Origin of the sequence: Ornithinibacillus contaminans (assembly GCF_001038425.2) — a bacterium.
In the GTDB taxonomy this organism is placed as follows: Bacteria; Bacillota; Bacilli; order Bacillales; family Amphibacillaceae; genus Ornithinibacillus; species Ornithinibacillus contaminans.
Window position 1 is genome coordinate 21,050 of sequence record NZ_LDPV02000048.1, and the last position, 24,875, is coordinate 45,924.

At 36.2% G+C, this 24,875-nt stretch carries 25 protein-coding genes and 2 pseudogenes; 3 read left to right on the forward strand and 24 right to left on the reverse strand.

Annotated features, from left to right (window positions below):
- Window positions 1-428: 428 nt before the first annotated feature.
- The 11 genes and pseudogenes from JF53_RS12690 to JF53_RS12740 all read right to left on the reverse strand — a co-directional run bounded on the left by JF53_RS12690 (window position 429) and on the right by JF53_RS12740 (window position 9,358).
- A complete protein-coding gene (locus tag JF53_RS12690; RefSeq protein WP_047982021.1) occupies window positions 429-1,706 on the reverse strand; it encodes a hypothetical protein in 1,278 nt (425 codons plus the stop codon).
- A gap of 101 nt (window positions 1,707-1,807) precedes the next feature.
- The gene (locus tag JF53_RS12695; protein ID WP_047982020.1) at window positions 1,808-2,359 is read right to left on the reverse strand and encodes a hypothetical protein; all 552 of its coding nucleotides are present in this window, start codon (window positions 2,357-2,359) and stop codon (window positions 1,808-1,810) included.
- A gap of 781 nt (window positions 2,360-3,140) precedes the next feature.
- Entirely contained in the window at window positions 3,141-3,626 is a 486-nt protein-coding gene (locus JF53_RS12700; protein WP_047982019.1) for an NUDIX hydrolase, read from the reverse strand.
- 522 nt (window positions 3,627-4,148) lie between these two features.
- Window positions 4,149-4,474: pseudogene (locus tag JF53_RS18110) on the reverse strand (AlkZ-related protein).
- A gap of 88 nt (window positions 4,475-4,562) precedes the next feature.
- Window positions 4,563-4,982 carry a hypothetical protein gene (locus JF53_RS12715; protein ID WP_047982018.1) on the reverse strand — a complete coding sequence of 140 codons (420 nt, stop codon included), beginning with the start codon at window positions 4,980-4,982 and terminating at the stop codon, window positions 4,563-4,565.
- Window positions 4,983-5,025: 43 nt separating this feature from the next.
- A complete protein-coding gene (locus tag JF53_RS17970) occupies window positions 5,026-5,151 on the reverse strand; it encodes a hypothetical protein (RefSeq protein ID WP_269083303.1) in 126 nt (41 codons plus the stop codon).
- 44 nt (window positions 5,152-5,195) lie between these two features.
- Window positions 5,196-5,702, reverse strand: a complete 507-nt coding sequence (locus JF53_RS12720; protein ID WP_047982017.1) for a GNAT family N-acetyltransferase — start codon at window positions 5,700-5,702, stop codon at window positions 5,196-5,198.
- Window positions 5,703-5,738: 36 nt separating this feature from the next.
- Window positions 5,739-5,954 (reverse strand): DUF6366 family protein, encoded by a 216-nt coding sequence (locus JF53_RS12725; protein WP_047982016.1) that lies wholly within the window; start codon window positions 5,952-5,954, stop codon window positions 5,739-5,741.
- Between the two features lie 105 nt (window positions 5,955-6,059).
- On the reverse strand, window positions 6,060-7,307 hold the full coding sequence (locus JF53_RS12730) for an MDR family MFS transporter (RefSeq protein WP_047982015.1): 1,248 nt from the start codon (window positions 7,305-7,307) through the stop codon (window positions 6,060-6,062).
- 256 nt (window positions 7,308-7,563) lie between these two features.
- Window positions 7,564-8,427, reverse strand: coding sequence for a hypothetical protein (locus tag JF53_RS12735; protein ID WP_047982014.1), 864 nt, complete (start codon window positions 8,425-8,427; stop codon window positions 7,564-7,566).
- Entirely contained in the window at window positions 8,414-9,358 is a 945-nt protein-coding gene (locus JF53_RS12740; protein WP_047982013.1) for a WD40/YVTN/BNR-like repeat-containing protein, read from the reverse strand. The genes JF53_RS12735 and JF53_RS12740 overlap by 14 nt, the downstream gene beginning before the upstream one ends.
- 250 nt (window positions 9,359-9,608) lie before the next feature.
- Between JF53_RS12740 and JF53_RS12745 the strand changes: the two genes are divergently transcribed.
- Both JF53_RS12745 and JF53_RS17720 read left to right on the forward strand, forming a co-directional pair.
- Window positions 9,609-10,145 (forward strand): ribonuclease H-like YkuK family protein, encoded by a 537-nt coding sequence (locus tag JF53_RS12745; protein WP_047982012.1) that lies wholly within the window; start codon window positions 9,609-9,611, stop codon window positions 10,143-10,145.
- Window positions 10,146-10,337: 192 nt separating this feature from the next.
- Window positions 10,338-10,499 (forward strand): hypothetical protein, encoded by a 162-nt coding sequence (locus JF53_RS17720; RefSeq protein WP_169750794.1) that lies wholly within the window; start codon window positions 10,338-10,340, stop codon window positions 10,497-10,499.
- A gap of 41 nt (window positions 10,500-10,540) precedes the next feature.
- Here the strand turns inward: JF53_RS17720 and JF53_RS12750 are convergent, their stop codons facing one another.
- Together JF53_RS12750 and JF53_RS12755 are read right to left on the reverse strand one after the other, a co-directional pair.
- A complete protein-coding gene (locus tag JF53_RS12750) occupies window positions 10,541-11,206 on the reverse strand; it encodes a DNA alkylation repair protein (protein WP_047982011.1) in 666 nt (221 codons plus the stop codon).
- 70 nt (window positions 11,207-11,276) lie between these two features.
- Window positions 11,277-11,897 carry a CAP domain-containing protein gene (locus JF53_RS12755; RefSeq protein ID WP_083443632.1) on the reverse strand — a complete coding sequence of 207 codons (621 nt, stop codon included), beginning with the start codon at window positions 11,895-11,897 and terminating at the stop codon, window positions 11,277-11,279.
- Window positions 11,898-12,207: 310 nt separating this feature from the next.
- On the opposite strand from JF53_RS12755, the gene JF53_RS17545 reads away from it, so the two are divergent.
- The gene (locus JF53_RS17545; protein WP_157052522.1) at window positions 12,208-12,381 is read left to right on the forward strand and encodes a hypothetical protein; all 174 of its coding nucleotides are present in this window, start codon (window positions 12,208-12,210) and stop codon (window positions 12,379-12,381) included.
- Window positions 12,382-12,432: 51 nt separating this feature from the next.
- Here the strand turns inward: JF53_RS17545 and JF53_RS12760 are convergent, their stop codons facing one another.
- The 11 genes and pseudogenes from JF53_RS12760 to JF53_RS12810 form a co-directional block, all read right to left on the reverse strand.
- Window positions 12,433-13,296 (reverse strand): 5'-3' exonuclease, encoded by an 864-nt coding sequence (locus tag JF53_RS12760; RefSeq protein WP_047982010.1) that lies wholly within the window; start codon window positions 13,294-13,296, stop codon window positions 12,433-12,435.
- A 14-nt stretch (window positions 13,297-13,310) separates the two neighbouring features.
- Window positions 13,311-16,922 carry a dynamin family protein gene (locus tag JF53_RS12765; RefSeq protein ID WP_053071963.1) on the reverse strand — a complete coding sequence of 1,204 codons (3,612 nt, stop codon included), beginning with the start codon at window positions 16,920-16,922 and terminating at the stop codon, window positions 13,311-13,313.
- 126 nt (window positions 16,923-17,048) lie between these two features.
- The gene (locus tag JF53_RS12770; RefSeq protein ID WP_047982009.1) at window positions 17,049-17,513 is read right to left on the reverse strand and encodes a CBS domain-containing protein; all 465 of its coding nucleotides are present in this window, start codon (window positions 17,511-17,513) and stop codon (window positions 17,049-17,051) included.
- Window positions 17,514-17,574: 61 nt separating this feature from the next.
- Complete coding sequence (locus JF53_RS12775; RefSeq protein ID WP_047982008.1) at window positions 17,575-18,033, reverse strand: flavin reductase family protein; 459 nt, start codon at window positions 18,031-18,033, stop codon at window positions 17,575-17,577.
- A 218-nt stretch (window positions 18,034-18,251) separates the two neighbouring features.
- Complete coding sequence (locus tag JF53_RS12780; protein WP_047982007.1) at window positions 18,252-19,781, reverse strand: acyl-CoA carboxylase subunit beta; 1,530 nt, start codon at window positions 19,779-19,781, stop codon at window positions 18,252-18,254.
- A 15-nt stretch (window positions 19,782-19,796) separates the two neighbouring features.
- Window positions 19,797-20,579: an enoyl-CoA hydratase gene (locus tag JF53_RS12785; protein ID WP_047982006.1), complete on the reverse strand. Its 783-nt coding sequence runs from the start codon at window positions 20,577-20,579 to the stop codon at window positions 19,797-19,799.
- 46 nt (window positions 20,580-20,625) lie between these two features.
- Window positions 20,626-20,841 carry an acetyl-CoA carboxylase biotin carboxyl carrier protein subunit gene (locus tag JF53_RS12790; RefSeq protein WP_047982005.1) on the reverse strand — a complete coding sequence of 72 codons (216 nt, stop codon included), beginning with the start codon at window positions 20,839-20,841 and terminating at the stop codon, window positions 20,626-20,628.
- A 20-nt stretch (window positions 20,842-20,861) separates the two neighbouring features.
- Window positions 20,862-22,211, reverse strand: coding sequence for an acetyl-CoA carboxylase biotin carboxylase subunit (locus JF53_RS12795; protein ID WP_047982004.1), 1,350 nt, complete (start codon window positions 22,209-22,211; stop codon window positions 20,862-20,864).
- Between the two features lie 41 nt (window positions 22,212-22,252).
- Window positions 22,253-23,395: an acyl-CoA dehydrogenase family protein gene (locus JF53_RS12800; protein ID WP_047982003.1), complete on the reverse strand. Its 1,143-nt coding sequence runs from the start codon at window positions 23,393-23,395 to the stop codon at window positions 22,253-22,255.
- 80 nt (window positions 23,396-23,475) lie between these two features.
- Window positions 23,476-24,087, reverse strand: a complete 612-nt coding sequence (locus JF53_RS12805) for a TetR/AcrR family transcriptional regulator (RefSeq protein ID WP_047982002.1) — start codon at window positions 24,085-24,087, stop codon at window positions 23,476-23,478.
- Window positions 24,088-24,309: 222 nt separating this feature from the next.
- Window positions 24,310-24,857: pseudogene (locus JF53_RS12810) on the reverse strand (hypothetical protein).
- Between the last annotated feature and the right edge of the window lie 18 nt (window positions 24,858-24,875).

Sequence of the window (24,875 nt, forward strand, 5' to 3'; positions counted from 1 at the left end):
TTGATTAGATAATATACAAAATATGGCAATAGTACAAGAGCGAAAATTATAATCTTCGCTCTATTGAAGTTTATGTTTCAGCATTCGCCACTTCTACTAACGCATCAAATAGTGAATGGTTAATTATCATTTAATTTAAACCTAAAAGACATATTAAAGTTAACTATAAGCAAAGTAAATCATGGTAAGAATGTAAGATATCTTATACTAACACTTGAGGCTTCCTTTACGGTTACAACACTAATCTCTTGATACATAGTATTCTTCTCCAATGGTAAAAAATTGTGTCGGTAAATAAAATATAACTCATATCGATTGCTAACACAGGAATAGCATGCCTTCTTATTCATGTGCCGTTACTCATTGTCACAGTGTAATTGGGTAGTGTGCATAAGCACCTAAAAGTATTTACTAAACTAGGAACTTCATTATAATTTAAGCCACGGTACATTGTAATAGCTACCTCCATTTTCTACATCACCATGCCATTTGTTCTTTGATAATCTGTTATTATATCTACCACTATAATTAAGTAGTCTTAATACACACATCTCCAGCATCCATATACCAATATGATATGCACAACTTAAGTTTTCATATGAAAGCATAACTTTTTTCTTTGGATGAACAATAGAATTTCTAACTTTTACAAGAAATTCAACTGGATTGTCAGTATCTAGATTTTTTCTCTTAATATAATCAAATAGTGAGTCTAAATTTATTCCCATACTTATAAATAAATGTTCTAATTTCTCAGTAGTATCTTTCCCTTTGAATTTTCTATTAGACAATTCTTTCATATCATCTACTAGATACAATTTTGAAATCAGCTCTAATGCTATTTGGATATTTGTAATCCTGTTTTCAAGTGTTACATGTGAGAAACACTCAAAATAGGTACCAAGCAGTAAATTCTTTGATCTTTTCCAAGGCTCCCTTTCCCAAAGTAAAGAAAAGTTTTGAAATAATTCCGGAAATATTTCTTTTTTGTTTTTAGGATACCACGTATTAAGAGTTGACCAGGTATCTATCAGTTTATTTTCATAACTAGAAAAAACCAACTCTAGGTTGTTATACCCTTTTATTTCGCAAGGGAAAATTCTTCTCCCACAAATAAATGACAAATATGAATATAATTTGTTCAAAATTACCTTAGCGTCTTTATAGGTGAAATTCTCATTGTTTTTATTGGTAAGTTTACCAATGTGTGTATTAGCAAATCCTTTGTGTGTTTCCAGTTCTTCGTATATTTGCTTATAATCTATTTTCTTCTCTAATTCTATTGACCAATCATCAAATAATAGAGAAGAAAACCCAAGATATGTTCTACGTTCTTCTTCTATGACTTTATCTCCTATAGGTATTAGATTTACTAAAGAAAAGGTTAGTTTGTTCATCTCTTTTAATTCATACTGTATTTCCCTAAGAATTTTGCCGAATACAATATTCCCACATATTCTATAAAGGTATCCTTCGCCAACGAAATTGCCAGCTTGTAGAGTATATTTTCCTAGTAACTGGGAGTTAAGTATATTGTTATAGATATCATCTATTATTTCACCTGTAAATTTTATTTCATATATATAACTAAAAGAATTTACTATAGTGCCTTTTATCTTAAGTGTATTTGTGCCGTTATTCAAGGTAAAAAAACCATCATAGATAATTGCAGTTGGATTAAATTCTCCAAAAAAATATCCATTCATCCTACCCCTCCCAATCTATGTGTAGTAAAACTACTTTGGCAATCCAGCCAGTTCTTCAACGAAAAAACCACACATTGGTACTTTCAATTCTTTCCTGATTCTTAGATTGCACCGTTATTCTTTAGATTTCTGATTAACTGTAGGTTGTCATTTTCTACGTTATAAAAGTAAACTTCATCCATGTAATTTTCAATATCCCATTTTTCTATACTCCACTCATTTGTGGTGATTAATATTACTTTCTTAGATCTTATTTTATCTATTTCATCTATAAATCTGCTTAATCTTTTAGGATTATCTAGAACCAGTTGTACAGGGTAAAATAAAGTAAAAGTATTCTCATTGCCTTTAGGATTAGATTGTGTATGAGTTACATAACTGTTTATGTTAACAGTCATGTTCCCCAATTTATATGTAGCTGTTGATTTTACAGCGCTAGGTAACAAATCCCTTTTAAAAGCTCGATTAATATGATCTGCTATGTCAGTCATAGCACTTGTTCTTATAATTCCTAGTTTAAACTCTTTATTTAGGCAGGAGAGAACTACCTTTAATTTTGCTTCGTTATCGTAACCTCTTACAAGTAAAGTCCTTCTCTTTTCATCGTGTAGAAATTCCAATACTGAAGTAATAGCCTTTTGTTCATCAATCATTATTTTACTCCCCCTTTTTCTCTGTGTTTATCTATTTAATTCGCTATTAAATTAACTAGTTTACTCCGTTATTCGGAGTACTTAATATTCGAACTATTATATGTATTTTAACATAAACACATAAAACTTAGCTAAACTACTTACTTATCCGGCTCTAATGTGGATTACTGCCATTATAAAAAATAATCATTATATTGAGTAACGAGTATAAAAATTTCAATTAAGAAAAATGCGAGTTTTTTAGAATAAATCGTTCAGAAGGAATAAATGGTTAATTCATTGGAGCATTTTTATAATCATTTGTGATTCTTGGTATCCAAAAATAATAATTCCTTTAAATTTATCACAAACCATTCCACGGTTAGGACTTTCACTATTAAATTTCCTAAATATATTTCTATAGAATTAAAACAGATAAATGAAATATGGATTAAAACGAGGAATAACATATATTAAGTATTTTTGTGTCATTGGAACGTATATTTAGTATAATTGTGTCATAATTTAGTGACACAATTATACTAAAACAAAAATAAAAAACCTTAATTTAACAAGGTTTATAACTTCAGTACTTTTGTGTCACTGGTCAATAGCCACTTCTTTTTGCTGTTGAGCAAAAGAAAAAAGGCGATCTTCTTTGATCCCCTCTTTCACAATTGGACTCTTTATTCACTACCGACAGTCTTACGATGCTCGATTCGTTTGAAATTACTGCGGCAGTGACAACATCCATAACTTGCAAAAAAACGATTCCAGAATTATTATGTAGAACTACTGCATTTTACTTCAATACCTTCCAATCGCTACAGGTAATCGCATCAATACCAAGTGAACCGGTTCTCAACCACTTAAATGCTTGTAAAACCAATGGAGATGAATTTTCTATCGATACATCTTCTTCCGACACCCACTGTGCACCCAACGAGTCTTGTCCTTCAAATTGTTCAGGTACACTTAACTCACCATCAAATACCTTAACAGCATAATAAACTGCAATATGGTGTAGATCTGTATACTCACGCCAAAGCCAAGGGAGTTTAAAATCGATGACTCCAATGTTTCCCTCTATATCAACTTCAAGTCCAGTTTCTTCCTGGAATTCTCGTTGTAATGCCTCAGATAAAGATTCACCATCCTCTAGACTACCACCCGGTAAGTCGTAACGATTGATATAAGGTCCACCATTTTTATTTATGACTAAGAGTTTATTATTCTTTACAAGAACCCCATAAACTCCAAATGCTCTATGGTATTTTTTATTGGTCATGATAATCCCCCGCTTTAATAAAGATAAAAAACTACTAGACTAGCATGAAAGATGTAATGGAGAAAAACAAAATCTTCCCTTCAATTTTAGATTGAAAGAAATAGATAGATAACAAAACCAGAAATAAATAAAACGTCTATAATTATTATATATAACCCAATTTTGGATTTTTTAACGCTTTCAAGACTACTATTGAATAGAACATGATATAAACTAACAACAAACATTATTATTGTTATAATACTTAGGATAATATTTCCTATAACTAATATAGCCAACAAATATATGAACCATCTACGGAATAAATTAAAAAGTATTCCAATAAACAATACTGAAATACTATTTGTATTTATGATTAATTCATCTTCAGAAATATTAGCTAAATCTTTTTTTACGCTCTTGTGTACTCTTAAGTAGTCAATGTTTAGCCATAAGATCATAAAACAATAGATGATAATGTATATTTCTTCATTATTATTTATAATCTCTCTAATGGTAAACACTTCCTTTGACCTCGAATCTTCACTTAAACATTCTTTCAAATATCTTCACGGATTCTTCACTGCAATATTTTGTGAAATGCGTTAAAAGAAATTCCTTTGCATCATCTTTATCATGATTAATTGATTCTATATCATTTCTACTTGCCCATGAATAATATGTCTCAAAAGCTGTACTACTCCAACTGTTCTTTTCACCGTCTTCATTCACTTTCTCTTGTATGCCTGAGATGAAATATCTAATGATCCTTGTAATTCTAATAGCGCATTATCAAAAATTTTTTTATCCTTATCCTTCAGTCCCGCTTTCACCCTTAGTGCTCTAGTGTCAATACCTTCTCCTTTCAATTACTTCAATTGCTTCTTGGTATGTTTTCACCTTGTAATATATTGATTTTCAGCTCCTCTATTCGAAATTTACAATGCCTTCTATAAGCTAAATTAAGTCCGAATTATCGTTGTTTCTAACCTTAATTCCAACGATTCCAGCTATAATTATCCCAAGCGTTCCTAAGGCTGTTACAAATATACCAATACCATAACTTACAAAAGAACTAATAAACGGATTAATAAAAACAACTAAGGAAGAGAAAAAGGTATAGAATACGATTAAAAATGACAAGACACCAGTTATAATCATTACTATCGAAACTAGCATTTTATTTTTAACTGTGAAAAAAACGATTAAACTAACCAAAATCAATAGTGCAATGACTCCATTTATGGGATATAGTCCACTTCCACTACGATCATGAGTATGAATCCAAGGAAGCAAAAATCCCATGAGCGTTATAAGAATACTTGATAAATAGATCCTTGCTATTTTTGATTTAACTCGCCATTTAATACTAAACAAAGCAATTCCCTCCTTTTCAATAGCAACTACTACTTAGAACGAATTAATTTTCATCCTCTTCTACAACAACATTTAAATGCTTAGATATCCCATCCAATCGTCGCTTAATCGATTCCAAGCTGTATATGACATAAAAGACAAATATAATACCAAGTAGTAAAAAACCCATATAAACCTCCATATAAATTTAATATCAATCTTATGTTTCTCTAATTACAACTCCAACACATACTTTTTTAACTCTTCCGTATCGTTAGGGAGCGTCACAAAACCATCTTGTTTCATACCAATTTTCTCCAGTAATCTTGATGAGGAATCATTGTCCTTTGTCGTGATTGCTACTATCCGATCCAAACCAATTTGTTTAGCAAATGAAACCGTTGCTTGTGCTGCTTCATAAGCATATCCCTTCGATTGATAGTCTTCTAGAAATGCAAAGCCAATATCAACATCCTCCAGCCCATCACGTTTAATTAACCCACATAATCCAATCGGCGTATGATCTTGTTTCAGCTCCGTTAAAAACAAACCAAATCCTACCTGATCATACATAGTTCGTGGCCCCGTTAGGATATACGTTACTGCATCTTCCAATGTGTTAATTCCTTTATCACCGATGTACTTTATCCAGCCAGGTTCATTTAGTAACTTAAAAATAAATTCTGCATCCGTTTCATCTAACCGACGCAAGGCAAGTCTTTCTGTTTCAACTACATACATGGCAACATCTCCATCCCTAACTTTGTTTGGTTAACCCTAATTAAAGAACACTTTATAAATTATAAAACCGACTATTAAAATAGCGAGTATAATTCCAGTACCTTTCCACCCTAGCCCTCCAACTAAATCTATCAGACTCCCATTTTGAGTACGATTAATACTATCAGCCAAGTTTGAAGTGGGATGATTCTTTAATTCCTTCTGTCTTAATCTTTCACGTATTTCTGCTGGTTCCTCTTTATAATCATTCACTAGTAAGCCACCGCCCTTACATTTCTTGAAGCTCTTTAGTTAATCGTAACAAAATATACCAAATCTGTAACCAAATTTTTCAAAAATTATAACGATTACTGTGGATTAACTCTCCATATGCTTTTCTGGTAATAGCCTAAACATCACACCATAAACAACGGCACTAAGTAATGCGCAAACTAAAATAATTCCAAAAATCAACACCGGAGATAAGACGGCTGAGAGCACGACTGTAACTGGTGCTATAAATCTTCCAAGCGAATATTGTAGATCAGAAGCTCCCATATATTGCCCTCTTGCATTTTCAGGTGCATAGGTACTAACAAAGTTTTGTACAACTGGACCATGTATAATCTCCCCTATGGTGAAAATTACTGTGATTCCTAACAAGAGCCATGCACTTGTTGATAGTCCAACTAAGAACATTCCACAACCCGATAAACACGCTGCCAGTATTAGTGTATTTCGATCACTCCAGCCTTCCAGCAATCTCGTAATTGGTATGACACAAACGACGAATAACAATCCATTTAATCCAATCATCCAACCAAATACTTCCTCACTACGAAGCGTGACCGACCATTCCCCAATCGTAAAGAGCGTTTGAGAAGGCACATAATTTTTAACATAAATAGCTAAATATAGATCTAATTGCATAATTGAAATAGTAATAAAAATACCACCTAGCATATAGAGAAAGAACACTTTATCTCGAATAATGACAAAATAGGATAAGAACTGCTGTTTCACTAGAGAAAAAAATCCATTGTTATCATGCGCCTCCCGTTCGGATACAGGCATTGTTTCGCGAATGATAAACATAATTGCAAAAGAATAAAGCAATGTAACTAGTGTACACGTCCATAATAGTTCATTACGATGTTGGAAAAACAGAATCGCTCCTATTATTGGACCAAAAACAGCTCCTAAATTATTTGCCGATACAAATGTAGCAAAGACACGACGTCTTGATTCCTCCGGTACTAAGTCAGCCACCATTGCTGAGCTTGCTGGTCTATACAATGATTTCCCTAAGCTTATTCCGATGAATGCTGCATAATCCACCCAATGTGTGATAGACAGCGCAAATATCGCAAAAAATACGGCTTGCATAAATGATCCGATAAGCATTATGTTACGTCTTCCATATTGATCGGAAATATAGCCACCAATCAGCGTGCCGAAAATACTGATAATCGAAGGGGCGGTCATCATCAGACCCGCTTCAACACCCCCCAATGCATCACTAAAATAAATCGCAAGAAACGGGAAGTACATCCAAAAAAGCATATTAAACAGTGTTTCCCCTATAAGTCTCGTTTTCAAATTAATATCCCATGACAGCCATCCCAAAATTAAATATCCCCTATCTTTATTTATATCCTGGCCAGGTACCCCTACTATAAAATTATTTTTCAGAAAAATATAGACTTATAATTTAATTCCGTTTATACTATTATTATAGAAGTTAGCCAATATGTACCTCTATTTTGACTGACCCAGAAATCGAACATTAGTTCTAATACATTGCAATAAATAACTCCTCAATTCATTTTTAAGTGGATTGAGGAGTTTTAGTATTTATTGTGTGTCGAATTATAGCGTGAGTCTATTGATACTCACCCTTATACGCTAGTTTAATCGGTTCATTTTCTTCCATTGTTGTTTTGTATAAACTGATATTTCCAACAGTAGGTTCCGTAGCATCTGAATGCACGTCAAAGTTTTCATCCAATGAAATGGTCCAAATAGGTTCATTGTTTTTCTTCAATACAACCGCAAGAGTCCCAAATTGTTCGATATTCTCCCACGGAAATAACTCCGTATTATGATGTTCTGTTACAGTAATTCCGTCTGGACCGCTAATTACCTCGACAGCCTCTCCTTGCCATTTCCCATGAATTTCTGATCCAACATAGTAATAATTTATGCCACTTCCGCGATCACCATATGTAGCAATGAATTGTTGAAGGGAATTATCAGCAGATTGATAAGTTACTGCTGCAATATCATTCGCTAACCATTCCACCTTATACTCCGCATCAGTACCGCCTTGTAGTACCGATTTGGGACGAACAAATATACCATAGTAAGAACGATAATAAACTACTTCTCCACTTGCTACATTTTCTTTTATGGATAATACTTGTTTCAAGTTAGGTGATAAGCTCGTAATGTTTTTTATTTCTTTATTACTATCAACAAGAAGTAAGATGTTCACTACGATAAACATTACTAATAAACCAGCACCAATTAATTTATATTTTTTGCCCAAATTAACGAGAAGTAAGATTGCTAGAAAAAGGCTAATCACACAAAGTATAGTAATTAGGTAAAATAATCGATTATCAACATACTCAACTTGATAACTGTCATGAATGAATAAGTATCCTAGCTGTAAACAAACAAGACCAATTGAAATGACGAAAAAGATCCAACCAAAAATTTTACGGTTATCTTTAATAAACTTCATCTACCTGGACCTCCGTTGCAAACTCCCATGATTTACCATTGTCTTCTGAGATAAACTTCCCTTTTACTTTTCCACCTTCATAATCACCATTAGGGCCTTGGTTAACCAATACTGTCAAATGATTACCCTCTATAACGGGTGTTTCTGCTTGTACGAATATCTGGTCATATTTAGCAGGGATATTAACGATAGATTTTGACCAACTCTTTCCACCGTCCTGGGTTACATAGAAGTCAGGTTGTTCGGGATTTATCGTTCCATAGGACATAAATCCCGTTGACTCATCTACGAAACCACCATCCGCAATTAATCTCGTATTCCCGGTATCAGCAGTCTGCTCCCAACTTTGTCCACCATCATGCGTTAGAAAGGCAGTGGAATACTCCTGTGACATCGTGCGGCCACCTGAAACAATAACGTAGCCGAACTGCTCATTGATAAATCCCACTTTTCTAAAGCGCATAGCTGGGAAAGAATCCGTAATGACACTATCTTGCCAAGTTTTTCCGCCATCAAGTGAATAGGCTAATTGAATAGTAGTAGATTCCCTGCTACCCTGAGCGTAAAGAAATGCCGCTCGTTCCTCCGTTAAGATGTAACTATCATCAATTAACCACTGTTTATTACCCTGATACTCTCCAGCAAACAGCATGTTGGTTTCAATCGGAACCTTTATCCAGTCAGTGCCATTGTTGTAGGTTATGTTTAGTTCGTCATTTTGTAAGGAATATGAAATGGCATCAGTATTAACAGGTCGTAATGCCTCTTTTAGTGTTTCTGCTTCGTCTGGTACTCCCGATAGATCTTGACCAGCATTAGGCTGAAGGTAATCCGGAAGTGCAATTGGCTTTTGCTTTTGATAAACCAAGGTACCAATACTTAGTGAAATTAATATCAACACCGACAGAACGATGATTATCGTTTTTTTCATACTAACGTCTCCTTATATATAAAGAATAAAGTAAGCCCTAAGACAAATGCCGTTCCATTCTCTTGTATGTATTCCATATAATAGTAACACACCTTACCAGACGTTTTATCATAAAAATCCAAAAGGAAAAATACCCCTATCTAATCCCTCTCGTACACGATAAGATTTTACAATAAGTTACGAATAGCAACCATCATTTTTCTTATAATAAAAGTATAGCTACCTATTTTGACAACTAGGAGGCTTCACGATGACGAATCTACACGTATTTGATTTCACATTTCAAAATTTAAGTAAAAAGAACATGACTTTTCATGATGTCTTTGAGCATATTGTACAATTTATGAAAAAAGATCCGAATGGATGCTACCGGCTAATATTTGGCACTGATTCCCAAATACATACAACATATACACGGTTTATTACTGGCATTGTTATACACTGTGAATCCAAAGGGGCTTGGGCATGTATTCGTAAAGTAATTGTTCCGAGAAAAATGACCAATCTACATGAACGAATATCGTATGAAACGACACTAACCGAAGAAGTTGTATCTATGTTTACCGAAGAGAAAAAGGAACTATTAATCGATATTGTCCTACCTAATATTTATAAAGGATCTTCTTTTACAATTGAAGGACATATTGATATTGGTGCCACCAATAAAAATAAAACGAGAATTTTCGTCAATGAAATGGTTGGACGCATGGAATCTTTAGGTATTGAACCAAAAATTAAGCCCGACTCATTTGTAGCAAGCTATTATGCGAATCGGTTTACGAAATAGTTATTCATTCCTCACGTTTATGACCCTCTTTACACCGCTTTCTGGGTAGAATCACGAATAGCCCATTCCCCACTAATCCATACTCACATACTCTATTGAAAACAGCTAAAAATTCCTTGTGAAATAGACTGACTATTTCGGGTTCTATGCCAAGCTAAGCTAAAAATAGGATAAAGAAGGAGGTAAAGTTTAATGAAGTCAATCGATTGGCAAATGGTGTTATTTATTGGTGCGTCAACCGTTCATGATTGGTGGATTTATTGGGGATTACCTAGAGTTTATTACTATGAAGTTAAAAAGGAGGCATACTCTAAAATAGAAAGTGACGATCAATACAACAAAAAAATAGCATAAAACATCCTGGGCAGCTATGATTATGCTGCTCAGTTTTTTTGTTAATGTAAGTATTTACTTCCTTCGCGAATACTGAGCTTTGCTAGCTCGTTATTCGAGATGAAATGACGAACTGATTCGGGGTTTGTCTTCGAATACTCTCTTAACGCCCAGCCAATTGCCTTTTGGATAAAAAACGCTTCACTGTTGGCACTTTCCTTTATGTACCGGTATAAAAGCTCTTGATCTGTCTTTTCTTTATATTTTAATTGGAATAAAATTGCTGCTCTTCGTAGCCATTTATTGGAATCCGTTGACCAAGCGTCTATCGTTTCTGTTATTATCTCGGGATGCTCCATTGCTAGCTTACCAACAGCTTTTGGAGCGAGCACATCGACGGTATCCCACCATGACTTGGTTACGATTAATTTTTCGAACAGCTCTAGATGATTTTTATTAAGTTTCGGAAGCGATTTTTCTATATAATCAAGGGCAATATTCTGATACTCCCGTTCATCTTGCTTCCAGAGTGCTAAAACAAATGCTGGCTGAAACGGACGTGTTAAGATTCCAGAATCATGAAAGTATGCTAATAAAATAATCCTCCGTTCTGGTGTTTTAATACCATAGAAGGAGAACTGGTTTTTCATGTACCTTTCCATGTTTACCGCATTTTCATCATTTCTGTTTGCCTCAAGCGCTTCTGTTAGTTTCTTAAGCACGTACATCCCCCCTCTCCTAATTCTTATTTTATCATAAAATAATGCGATCCAATTTATTATTGGACCGCATTAGACATTAGGAACCTGTAAACATTTGGACCCAAGCACCATTGTAATACCCAACACCAATCGAATCAAAATTAGCATTTAAAATATTAGCTCGGTGCCCTGAGGAATTCATCCAGGCATTCATAACCTCTTGAGGAGTTTTTTGACCTTTGGCTATGTTTTCACCAGCGGTACGGTACGTAATCCCAAATGTTTTTAACATATCAAATGGTGAGCCATAGTTTGGACTGGTATGGGAGAAGTAGTTGGAATTAATTAAATCCATCGCTTTCTTCTCGGCCACATTTTTAATATCAGCTCTGTGTAAGAGTGATCCTAGACCTTGTTTAGCTCTTTCCTGATTAACTAGTTGTGCAACTTGTTCTTCGAATGAACTAGGACTATCTGCTGTTGCTCTCAGACGAATGACAGAGCCAACCTGCATGTTCGTTGGGACAACAGAAGGATTTAGTTCCATTAGTTTACGATAATCAAGTCCATAACGTTGTGCGATAAACCAAAAAGAATCCCCTTTAGAAACTTTGTAAAAATCAAAAGGTGGTTCTTTAAACATTTTAATTTCAGCACTTGCTCCAATTGGAAACGCAAGTATTATCGCTAGAAGCAAGGGAATCAATCGTTTGATCATTACTAATTTCACCTCTGTTACATGTAATGGTTATCCCCTGCTTCTATTTTTTCTTATGGACCTGTCCTAATGCATGGTTATTCTTGGAACTTATTTTTTGATCTACATTTCATGTTTCATGTAAATGAGAGTTCGCAGATTATATTTTTCGACAACTATAGGATAAATTTGTAAAAATAACGAATTAAAATGGAAATTCGGGGAAACATACATTTTGTAAGTGGAGTAAACAACTATCACTAGATAAGGTTACTGAAAAAGTGGTAATTGTTCTATTTCACTTAATAATAAAAATAGGAGGGTCAATAAAATGGCGAACAACAAAAATCGCAACAACAACAACAACAACAACAACAACAATAACAACAATGATAACGTTGAGTTTGCGAATGAGTTTCTAAATGATAATTTAGACAACAATAATAACAACAATAACAATCGCAACAACAATCGCAAGAATAACAACAACAATAACAATAATTAGTTATCAGCAACAAGCAAAAAACCTGTATATCGCTATACAGGTTTTTTGTATTTAGGATAACAATTTATCTAGATTTTTAAATTCCAACTCCGCAAATTTCTGACTCACTTTTTCTCGATCGTAATTCCAACGTGCTTGTTCTAACGTCAATTCAATTGGCACATCACAACGAATTTCAGCAAGGTCTCTCGATAAGTGTAGCATATCCAGATTAGCCTTTATTTTAGCCTGGACTCCTTTTGGCAATTGATCCAGATTTGCTAGTAGTCCATCAATTGTTTCATGCTCTTGCAAGAGTTTTAACGCAGTTTTTTCACCAATTCCTTTTACACCCGGATAATTATCCGATGTGTCTCCCATTAATCCCTTTAGGTCAATGATTTGTCTTGGTGATAACCCTTTTTTATCGTAGAAATTATCATGCGTAAATACTTCGTAATTACCCTGACCTTTTCGCATGATTGCAACATCTAACCCTGGCTCCACCAGCTGTAAAATATCTTGATCACCAGTTAATATTAATACTTGATTCTCTTTGCTGTATTGCTTGGCAAGTGTTCCAATACAATCATCCGCTTCAAAATTTTTAAGTCCCACATTTGGCATATTAAAGGCATCAACAACCTCTTTTACTAAATCAAATTGTGGAATCAATTCAACTGGAGGTTCAGAGCGATTTCCTTTATAGTCCTCGTACATCGCAGTTCGGAAGGTTTTACTTCCCATATCCCAACAACAAATAACATGTGTAGGTTGGAAGGTATCAACAGCATCTAGTAAATAACGTAAAAATTGGTAGATACCATTTGTCGGTATCCCCTTGGAATTAACCATAAAATTCCCGCGGAATGAAGTTGCAAAAAAGCCACGAAACAATAATGCCATGCCATCCACTAGTAAAATAGTTTGTTTCATTTAATACACGTCCCTTAGTTAAATTCGATCAGAACTTCGTTTAATCGTTGGTGTTTATCTTCCAGTTGAGCTGTATTCAGATTATCTTCCATTAAGGCAATGTTTGCTTCTGTATATTGATTAATAGCATGACATATCGAACTTTTCTGCTCCACTACAAGTTTGTTCCATTCGTTACCGTAATGGGTATCCATTAACCGATTACTATCAGAAATAAACGCCTTTATCTCTGGAAGTAATGCGACATATAGAGCATCCTTCATTTTTTCTTTTTCATTTTTTTCGAAAAAGGATTTAGTACCTTTAAATAGGTCTAAGGCCTTTTGATAGGTGTTAATATCCACTGCCGTAAGTGGCAAGCTATATTCTGGCGTCTTAATTTCCATCGATACAGAAGAAGAAAACGTAAAATCCTGATTCACCTCATGTGTATGTTGCTGATAATACGTTAGGAGATCTGCCAGTTGTTCGTTTAGATAGGCTTCAATTCGTAATGAAACGGCACGTACCTCTTGAAGAAGCTCATATCCTACCCCGTCCAGTAAGTTTACCATATTCTTTTGCAACTGGTAACTAGCATTTTTTCCCGATTCTGTAACCGTAGTAGGATTAAAAGAATCTTTAAACATATCATGGAAGCGGATTCCAACTCTTTCCACTACATAATGCAATTGTTTTGTAATCTTTTGAGATATTTTCTCCTCATAGAGTGTTGTTTCTCCTGATGTAACAAACTCAATGAGCTTGCTTTGCTTATCTCGTAATGCTTGCTTATATCGTTCTTTTTCCTGCTGATTTAGGTTTGCTTTTGCTATCAAGTTTTCGAGTATGTTTCTTGTTCGCTTGAGATCAAGAATACTTGACTCGATAACCAATTGAGCTAATTCTTGTTCTAAAAAGGTATAAAAAGTTGATTCGAATCGTTGCATTTGTTTATTTACTGGATACTCTTGAAGCTTTTCCTCCAAAGATTGCTTGCTAGAAACGGGAAATATACGTGCATTTCTAACGCCTAATTTCAATAATTGCTCTTCTACATACTCGCAAACAAGGTTCAATTCAGCTTGATCCTTTGCTAAATCAGCTGCATTAAGAATAAAGAACATTTTATCCAACTGAAACGAATCCTTAACCCTTCCTAGTTGCAAAACAAAGTCACGGTCTGCCTTTGTTAAAGCATGGTTATAATACGTGACATATAGGATTGCATCGGCATTTTTGATATAGTCGAAGGCAACATTCGTATGTCTCGCATTAACGGAGTCGGCTCCAGGAGTGTCCACTAATGTAATACCTTTTCTAGTGATTGAACAATCATAATATAGGTCAATTGATTCCACATAACATGCTTTTGTCTCATCCGTTACATAGCTAGAGAAATCATTCAGCGTAATTGTTATCTCATCACCGATTATGTCCTTGTGCTCATCATATCCAATCATTACTGCAGCTAAATAAGCCTGATACATTGTACTTAATTCTTGACTATGCTGAACATCATTAGTAACCATCCAGCCAATTAATTCGCCTAAATTTTCCGTGTTAGGTGGTGATAAATGCTTTAAGATGACTGCTAAATCCTGTAAAAGTGTGTGCTCATCCTTTAACTGAATCCTAACACTACCATGTGAATATTGCTGTGTAGGTGGTACAATTCGGTTAATCACAGCAGTGGTTGGATTTGGTGATGCTGGTAGTAATCCTTCCCCGATTAATGCATTGGCAAATGATGATTTACCTGCACTAAATGCACCAAACAATGCTATAGTGAGCGTCCGGTTCTCTAATCTGTTTTTTTTCTCTGTTAAATCCTGTATAATCGCATCGAATCCCACCAGTCCCTCTATTGTTTGAATGGTTTTATGAATTGCTTCCACTACTCGATTAAAGGTTGGTGTATCATTTACTGATATCGTGGAATTAGTTTGATCGTTTCTCTCTGTTTCCTTTATGGAGGCTGGACGATCCAGCATATTAGTCGTTCCCATCCGAAATTCTTGCTGGACCAGATCACGGATGTCAGCCAAATCGTCTGAAAAAGTCGGATGAAACAACTGCTCTACTACGTGATTAATCCGTTCCTGATATGCTTCACGAATCTCATTGTACGTGTGATGTGCCTGTAATTGTTTCTCATAGTCATTTCTTATTTCATTTAGTTGATTTATCTCTGTAGTTATTGCTTCTGTCATGACTTCTTGTATACGTATCAACAAATTACGGGCAGCTTTTCGGTAGTTTGTTTTTATTGCTTGACTAACATCATTCGTATAATGAAGGACAGCATCACCGCTTACTTTAGCACCTTTTTTGATGAGTTCTAAGAGTTGCTGCTGTCCAAAGCTAATACTGATTTCTTGTGCAGCTGTATATAGTTCATTATCCTTCATGTTGTATTGTTGTAATAAGGAATGGAACTTATCACGTAATTTCCATTCGATATTTGCTTGCATACTTTCCTGGAGACTAGCCAGAAAATCTTGTAATCGGGTTTCTCTTGCCTCATCTGTTTTCCTCTTGGACGCAAATCGACCTACTTTAAATTCCTTTTGTTGTGATTCTAAAAGTAATAATGCTTTGTCTCGGATAACCGCAGGCATTAAGTAGGCGTTTTTTAATGTTTGTTCGACAGCCTCATTAAAATCTTTTTCAACGTGGTCACATTTTTTCGTTAACGCATCTATAGCAGCATCTACCGATTTTAATTGATTCACGACATCCTCATAGTTTGAATCCTCAATAGAAATAGCGGTTATCGCTTCATCCATTTGTTCATGTAAAAACTTAATATGAGCTTCCATTACATTTCTAACCGATGCATCTAAACGTGATATCCGTTCTTCTCGTAGTATCACATCTACCTTTTGTTGAATTTCTGGGAATTGGTTATGCTCCTTATCACTCGTTAGTAAGGAGGAATAATAGATCAATTCTGGTGTCAGATTCCATGAATCAAACGTTTGTTTGATACTCTTCTCGAATGCTTGAAAAGGAATTTCAGCCTCATTGTGTTTATCAATCTGATTGATAATTATATAATAAGGAATATTCATCACTTGGATTTTTTTTAGAAAATAAAGATTTACTTCGGATTGAACATGGTGATAGTCCATCACATAAAACAGTACATCGACCAGGTGTAATGAGGATTCGGTTATTAGCCGATCCGTATCATCAGCTGCGTCAATCCCAGGTGTATCCAGAATAGCACTATTTTGGGGGATGATTTGTTTGCTTGTACTAATTTCTATCTTTGTTATCGTATCCTTGTCCTTACAATATTCCTTAATCATGTCCATATCATATGGTTCATTAAATTCTATAGGATCTTCTTGATGAAAATAAACCCGCGCAACAGCTTCACCAGAAGTAAGTTTAACAATGTTCGCGCTCGTTGGTATAGGACTTTTCGGTAAAATCTCCGTCCCCATTAATGCATTAATCATGGATGATTTTCCAGCAGAAAAATGGCCAGCAAAGCTGAGAACAAATTCGTTCTTTTCCTTTTTTAAAAATAAATCCAGTATTTTTCTAGCATTTATAACATCACCATGTTCGTGCATAACATGGTACAAACCGCTTAATTGTTCATTTTCTATTACATGATTCTGTCTTACTGCCCTCACGATAAAATGTCCCCTTTATTTCCGTTTCCCCTATATTATATCGTATTCGGCATTGGCATTACTACTATCGAAGACGACATTTCTTTATAAAGCAAAATAAAAAAACCACTCATAGAAAAGTGGCTTTTAATCAGGCAGTATATACGCTGTAGTAATATGTCTTAACAAATCTCCCCTACTGATAACCCCAACAACGGTATTGGTCTTATCCACAACCGGAAGTTTTTTAAAGCGATGGCGGGAAAATATTTGTAGTGCATCTTCCAAATCATTATCTGGTCGAAGTGTTTTTATATCGCGTGACTTCATAATGACGGAAACTGGTTCATTCAATGTATAGATAAGCTTTTCTGAAAGCTTCTCTCTTTCCGTAACCATAACAATAGCGAACATATCGAAAACAGTTCTACTGCTAGGATTCAAGTAACGAATCACATCACCATCACTTATAACCCCTACTAGCTCATTTGATTCTCCAACAACAGGCACTCCGCCTATTTTATTCGCAACCAATATTTGTAATAGCTCCCGTACAGTTGTATTTCCACGTACACTAATGACATCAGTTATCATAAAATCTTGTACTTTCATCTGATCACCTTATTTTAAAAGTATTGTCTGAGCAAAGATTTACCATTGCATCCAACTTATTTCATGTGAGATTTCGGTATTTCCCACTGTAAAAAATGGCTGGTTCACCATCGGAAACCGTATAATTAAGAACCTGTGCAATAAATAGTAGATGATCCCCGGCTTGGATGCTGTCAACTATCCGACATGAAAATGTTGCAAGTGCATCCTCCAAGACAGGAACATTGTCACGTATATGAAAGGAAACAGCTTCATCAGATCTACCATGCTTGGCAAATTCCTTCGATAGCAATTCTTGTTCTTCAGCTAAGATACTAATTCCGAACTGCTTCGTTTTCTGGAGCACCGGATACATGGTCGCTTTTTGATCAATCGCTATCGCGATTAACCTTGGATCTAAGGATACGGACATGAACGCATTAACAGTCATTGCCACAATTTCCTCGTTATATTCGGTCGCAACGACAGTAATTCCTGTTGCAAATTTGCCTAAAGCGTTACGATAGTCTCGTCCATCCATTAACTTCCCCTCTTTTCCACGTTACATTACTTTAAGATTATCATGAAAAAATAAATAGTAGTACATAATCGACTTGAACCTTGTTAACATAATAATATTATGGTCAATTAGTATTGTTGTCTGTTTTTTTGTAAAATAAAAATAACTTTGGCTAAATGGCCAAAGTTATTTTTCGGAAGAGAGTATTGTCTCCTAGCTTCCGACAAAAATCTTCTATACTACACTGGATAAACACCATGTTTTCGCTCCGTAAAGGTAACATTCTTTGCCTCGTAAATTCGATAACGATTGATTAACTCTTCTCTTAATTTCGATGGTTCGATGACGGCATCAACTACCATTTCACTTGCTAAACGATAAATATCGATGTCATCACGATATTCATCCTGTTTTTCTTTAATAAATTGCTCTCGCTCTTCCTCAGGTAACGCAGCAATTTTATTTGCGTAAACTGCATTAACAGCCGCTTCAGGACCCATCACGGCAATTTGGGCGGTTGGTAAAGCAATACAGCAGTCTGGCTCAAAAGCAGGCCCAGCCATCGCATACAGTCCAGCACCATATGCTTTTCGGACGATAACCGAGATTTTTGGAACAGTAGCCTCACTCATCGCAGCAACCATTTTTGCTCCATGGCGAATAATTCCCGCTCGTTCTACTTTTGTCCCAATCATAAACCCTGGTACATCCATTAAAAATAATAACGGTATATGAAACGCATCACATAATTGAATGAATTTAGCTGCTTTGTCAGCGGAATCCGAAAAAAGTACGCCACCCTTCATTTTCGGCTGGTTAGCAATAATACCAATCGCGCTTCCATTTAATCTTGCTAATCCAGTAATAAGCTCTGGAGCAAACTTCTTTTTGATTTCACAAAAACTGTCTTCATCAATTAAACGATTAATCAACTCATACATGTTAAATGGTGCATTCTGATTTTCTGGAATTAATTCCGCAATTGTTTTCTCAAATTGCTTTACATTCTTAGGCTGTATCGGAGTTGGCTTTTCCCGGAAATTCTTCGGGAAAAACGTTAAATAATTTCGTGCATATGCAATTGCCTCTGGCTCTGTTTTAACTAAAACATCCCCGACTCCAGAAACCGTGCAGTGCATTCTAGCTCCACCCATTTCTTCTAAAGTCACTTTCTCACCGATTACCTTTTCAGCCATACGCGGCGACCCTAGGTACATGGAGGCATTTCCTTCCACCATGATTACAATATCGCAGAATGCAGGAATATACGCTCCTCCGGCTGCTGATGGCCCGAATAATAGACAAACCTGTGGAACACGGCCAGAGAGTTTAATTTGATTATGAAAAATTCTTCCTGCACCTCTTCTACCAGGAAACATTTCAATCTGATCGGTAATTCTTGCTCCTGCAGAGTCAACCAAATATAGCATCGGTAATTCTAATGAGGTGGCAGTTTCCTGGATACGGAGAATTTTTTCCACCGTTCTTTTTCCCCATGAACCAGCCTTAACGGTTGAATCATTAGCCATGACACAAACATCTTGACCATTTATTTTTCCAATACCGGTTACAACGCCATCAGAAGGAAGTGAGTCATCCATGCAATTCGCAAAAAACGCATCTTCTATATCCATATCTTCATCGAATAATAATTCTAATCGTTTGCGAACAAATAACTTTCCTTGTTCTGCGTTTTTATGATGGTATTTTTCCTGTCCACCCTTTTCAATCTGTTGAATCCACTTCTGTAATTCTTCTATATAGGACATCATGTACCTCCTAACTTATTTTCCTTGATACAGCGGTTTACGCTTTTCCTTAAATGCCTGAAGTCCTTCCAAGCGATCCTGGGTAGGTATCGTTTGTTGATAACATAAATTCTCTATTTCTAGCCCGGTTACGATATCGGTTTGTGCTCCTTGATTGATTGCTTTTTTGGCAAGTTGAATCGCAATTGGTCCGTTCTTAGCAATTGCCAATGCCATTTCAATCGCCTCGTCAAGTAATGTTTCCCTGTTAGTTACTACTTCCACTAATCCGATTGATTGCGCCTCTGTTGCTGATAGGGATTTGGCCGTAAATATTAATTGTTTTGCTCTGCCAATGCCAATTAATCGTGGTAAACGCTGTGTTCCACCTGCCCCTGGAATAATGGCTAGTGAGGTTTCTGTTAACCCCATTTTTGCTTGTTCACTAGCAATACGGATATCACATGCTAGTGCTAATTCCAGACCACCACCAAATGCAACACCATTGATTGCTGCGATTACAGGCATCTTCATTGCTTCCACTGCATTGACAGTATCACCGACTAATCGAACTGCTTCGATTACTTGCTCATTGGACATACCACGCCTTTCCTTCAAATCAGCTCCAGCACAAAATGCCTTTTCCCCATTTCCAGTAAGAATGACACAGTATATAGATTCCTGTTGATTGATAGCTTCTAATGATTGTTTTAACGCCGTTAGCAATGCTTTGCTCATTGCATTTGCCGCTTCAGGTCGATTAAGTGTAATCAATGCGATATGATCATGGATAATCTCAACATCTATTAATTGGGACATATGTACCTCCTTAATGATGATTTTTAGACCTTGTAAAGCTATTAGTCTATGATTCTAGAATTGCAATGACGTCACCCTCATTGACAAAGTCACCCTCTGCCACTTTCAATTCCTTGACTGTACCCGCTTCATCAGCCGCGATTGGTATTTCCATTTTCATTGATTCTAGGATGACAATATCCTGTTCTTCCTCAACTGTATCTCCTACTCCCACTAATACCTTCCATACATTCCCTGCCATGATTGCTTTTACTTCTACCATATTTATATCCTCCTCGTATGCTATTTTTTTACAGGTTTGATATGTTCCTCGATAAATCCTGTTCTGGTATCTCCACGTTGAAATGCCTTGTGGGTTACGATTTCACGCAAGAGTGGAACATTGGTTTTGATACCTTCAATCGTCGTTTTCGCTAGTGTTTTCTTTAAGGTGTTAATGGCTGCTGTTCTTGTTTCGCCGTGAACAATCAGCTTACTGATCATCGGATCATAAAACGGTGTTACATCATAATCACTAGTTACAGCGGTTTCTAAGCGAATATTATCTCCAACCGGAATATCATAAGTTGTTAGATGACCCGGTGACGGGAAGAAAGTAATTGGATCTTCGGCATAAATTCTCGCTTCAATGGCATGACCATTTATGGTCACTTCCTCCTGTTCTATCCCTAACAATTCACCATTTGCTATCTTAATCTGTGCCTCTACGATATCCAATCCTGTAATTTCTTCTGTCACAGGATGCTCCACTTGGATACGCGTATTCATTTCCAAAAAGTAAAAATTCTGTTCCTGATCCACTAAGAATTCCAGTGTACCTGCATTGGTATAACCGATAGCCTTTACTGCGTAGGTGGCGGCCATACCCATTTGACTTCTAGTCTCCTGTGTAATAAAGGGCGATGGTGCTTCCTCAAGAACCTTTTGATTACGACGTTGGATGGAGCATTCTCGTTCAAATAAATGGATCGCATTCCCATGTTGATCCGCTAAAACTTGAATTTCAATATGACGAGCACCTTCAATTTTCTTTTCCAAAAACATGGCGCCATCACCAAAGAAATTTTCTGCACGCTTCGCATTGCTATGGAATGCTTTTTCCAGTTCAGCGTCATTGTAAACTACCTGCATCCCAATACCGCCACCACCAGCTGATGCTTTTAACATAATAGGATAGCCGATTGTCTTAGCAATCTCTACTGCTTCCTCCACAGATTGAATTGCTTCTTCCGTTCCTGGCACAATGGGAACATTCGCCTTTTTCATCGCTTTTCTAGCTTCTATCTTACTTCCCATCATTTCTATTACACTACTAGACGGTCCGATGAATGTAATGCCAACAGCTTCACACTTTCGGGCAAAGCTTCCATTTTCACTTAAAAATCCATAGCCCGGATGGATAGCATCGGCACCGGATTCTTTGGCGATTTCTAAAATTTTATCCACATTTAAATAGCTTTCTTGCACACGTGATGGACCAAGTAAATAGCTTTCATCAGCCATTTTGACAAACGGTGCTTTCTGATCTGCCTCCGAATAGACGGCAACTGTCTGGATGTTCATTTGCTTACACGTTCGGATAATCCTTGCAGCAATTTCACCACGGTTTGCGATTAGAATTTTCGTTATCATGTTATCACTCCTCTCAAGGCTAGCATTCTATACGTTTAGTACTAGCACCCTAACTGTCTAGCAATTACCAGCCGCTGTACTTCTGAGGTACCTTCGCCAATTTCCAGTAACTTCGCATCACGCAAGTAGCGCTCTACTTCATATTCACGCATGTAGCCGTATCCACCATGTATTTGGATAGCTTGATTTGCCGCACGAAAGGCCGTTTCCGTTGCGAATAATTTTGCGTAGGCAGATTCCTTTGTGAAAGGCATATCGTTATCCTTTAACCATGCAGCTTTATACACCATATTCCTCGCCAATTCCACTTCCATTGCCATATCGGCTAGTTTAAATTGGATAGCTTGGAAATTAGAAATTGTCTTGCCAAATTGTTTTCGTTCCTTGGCATAGTGTAATGCTTTTTCCAACGATGCTTGTGCGATACCAAGACCTAATGCTGCAATGGAGATTCTGCCACCATCCAACGTATATAAGAACTGACTAAAACCTTTTTGCGGATCCCCCAATAAATTCGCCTTTGGTACGCGAACATTTTCCAGTACTATTTGGGCTGTATCTGAACCTCGCACACCCATCTTGTCATAGTTACTTGTGATCGTAACACCTTCTGTATTTGTTGGAACGATTATGGCAGATATGATATTTCTCCCTTTTTCATTTTTTCCAGTGACAGCCGTCACGATAAGGGTTTCTGCAAAGCTCGCATTTGTAATGAAGCACTTCTCGCCATTAATCACATAATCGTCACCATCTTCAGTGGCGGTTGTTTTCGTACCACCAGCATCTGAACCAGCATTTGGCTCGGTTAATCCGAATGCACCTAAAGCCTTCCCTTGTGCTAGTGGCACTAGGAATTTTTCCTTTTGTTCTTCTGTACCAAAATAATAAATAGGGCTAGCACCAAGCGATACAGCAGCGGCATAGCTTAACCCAGTACTTCCGCAAATACGACCAATTTCTTCTACGGCAATAGCATAGGACAATGTATCCCCACCGGATCCACCATAAGTTTCTGGGAAAGGGATGCCTAATAAGCCAAGCTCCCCCATTTGTTTAAATATATCGAGCGGAAACTTTGCTTCTGTATCAATTTCAATAGTTCTTGGTTTAATAACCTCTTCTGCAAAGTCACGTACCATCTTGCGAATCATCGTTTGTTCTTTCGATAGATTAAAATCCATAAATATCCTCCTTTTTAACGAAAGGTATGTAAGACCGACTGGTTGGTCTGTCTTTTCAATAAATCCATGCTTATCAAACGCTATTCAACCATATGCCATTCCGTAATAGCGCTTACATTTTGTTGGTTTAAAACAGCTCGCATTATTAACTCTACATAAATGTCACCAATTTCATCGATCGTCTTTTCACCAGACTTTTTATACCATTTATACGTCCAATTGACCATGCCAAGTATTGCCATACCAGTTATGTCGGCGATTAAATCCTGACGAAATTCTCCGGTTATTTTTCCTTCCTGGATCGTTTCAACGATGATATCTTTAAATTGGTCACGTTTTTTCTTAATTAATTCTTGATAATCTGATTTTAGATAAATGTTTTCTTGGTAAAAAACTGAAATATGCGGTTTGTATAAATCAAACACTTGTACAAAACTTTTGATAATTGCGTGTAGTCTCTTAGTTGGAGTATGATAAGTATTTTTTGCAGCAGTTGCTTTCTCAAGCACATAGGTGATAAATGTGTCATGAATAACAAATAGAAGTTCATCCTTCGATGTAAAGTGGTGGTAGAATCCTCCTTTAGAGGTTCCAATGCTGTCGACAATTTGGTTCACGGTAACACCGTGGTAACCATGTTTTTCAAATAAGTGTAGGGAAGCATGAATAATTTTATTTCGTAAATCCGTCAGTAGCCCTCCTCTCTAAATCTCCATTTTACCTTATCATATTTTTCGGAATATTAAAAGATGGAAAAAGATACGAGTCGGTTAGTTAGTTTTTTTAGTATTGCTACACATTAATGGTATGTCTATATATATGATGCAAATTCTTTATACACTCGAATGGATTGAACCTCAAATGATGGGATCTCCTATTCCGTATTTAAAAAATTGATAATCCTAGCATTAGTGTTACTTCCTATCTATCCCTGTAATAGCATCAACTATGTCTTTTATAATTTCTGGTAATGATTGTGTACCATCAATTACCACGTCAGAATTAGGTTTAATTGTTTTTAACATTTCTAGATAGCCTTTTCTTCCATGTATTGCAAATGCTCCATTTCTGTTAGAATTCGTTCTCTTGTACTGTTCTGGTAATCTCTTACTATACGCCTAGTTAACGCGATATCCAAAGGTGTATCAATAAATATGGCTGAATCGATTAATTCATTCATCTGTGAATGTTTATAGGCAAATGGAAAATCTATTATAAGGTAGTCTAATGGTTCTGAAAGTAATTTCTCTATCTCACTAACGAAAGGAGTCAGATCCCATTCATCGTAATTAGAACCTCTTTCCACCCAGTCGATAATATCCTCAGGACCTGCAAAATCATAATCATCGAAATACAGCTCCTTCGAATTAGTTAGTCTCTCGCCTAAGAGTTTCGTTATTGTTGTTTTTCCTCCGCCTGACACAGCAGCGATTGCTATGACGTATGGTTTTTGATTCTTCATATACAGCTAATCCCCCTT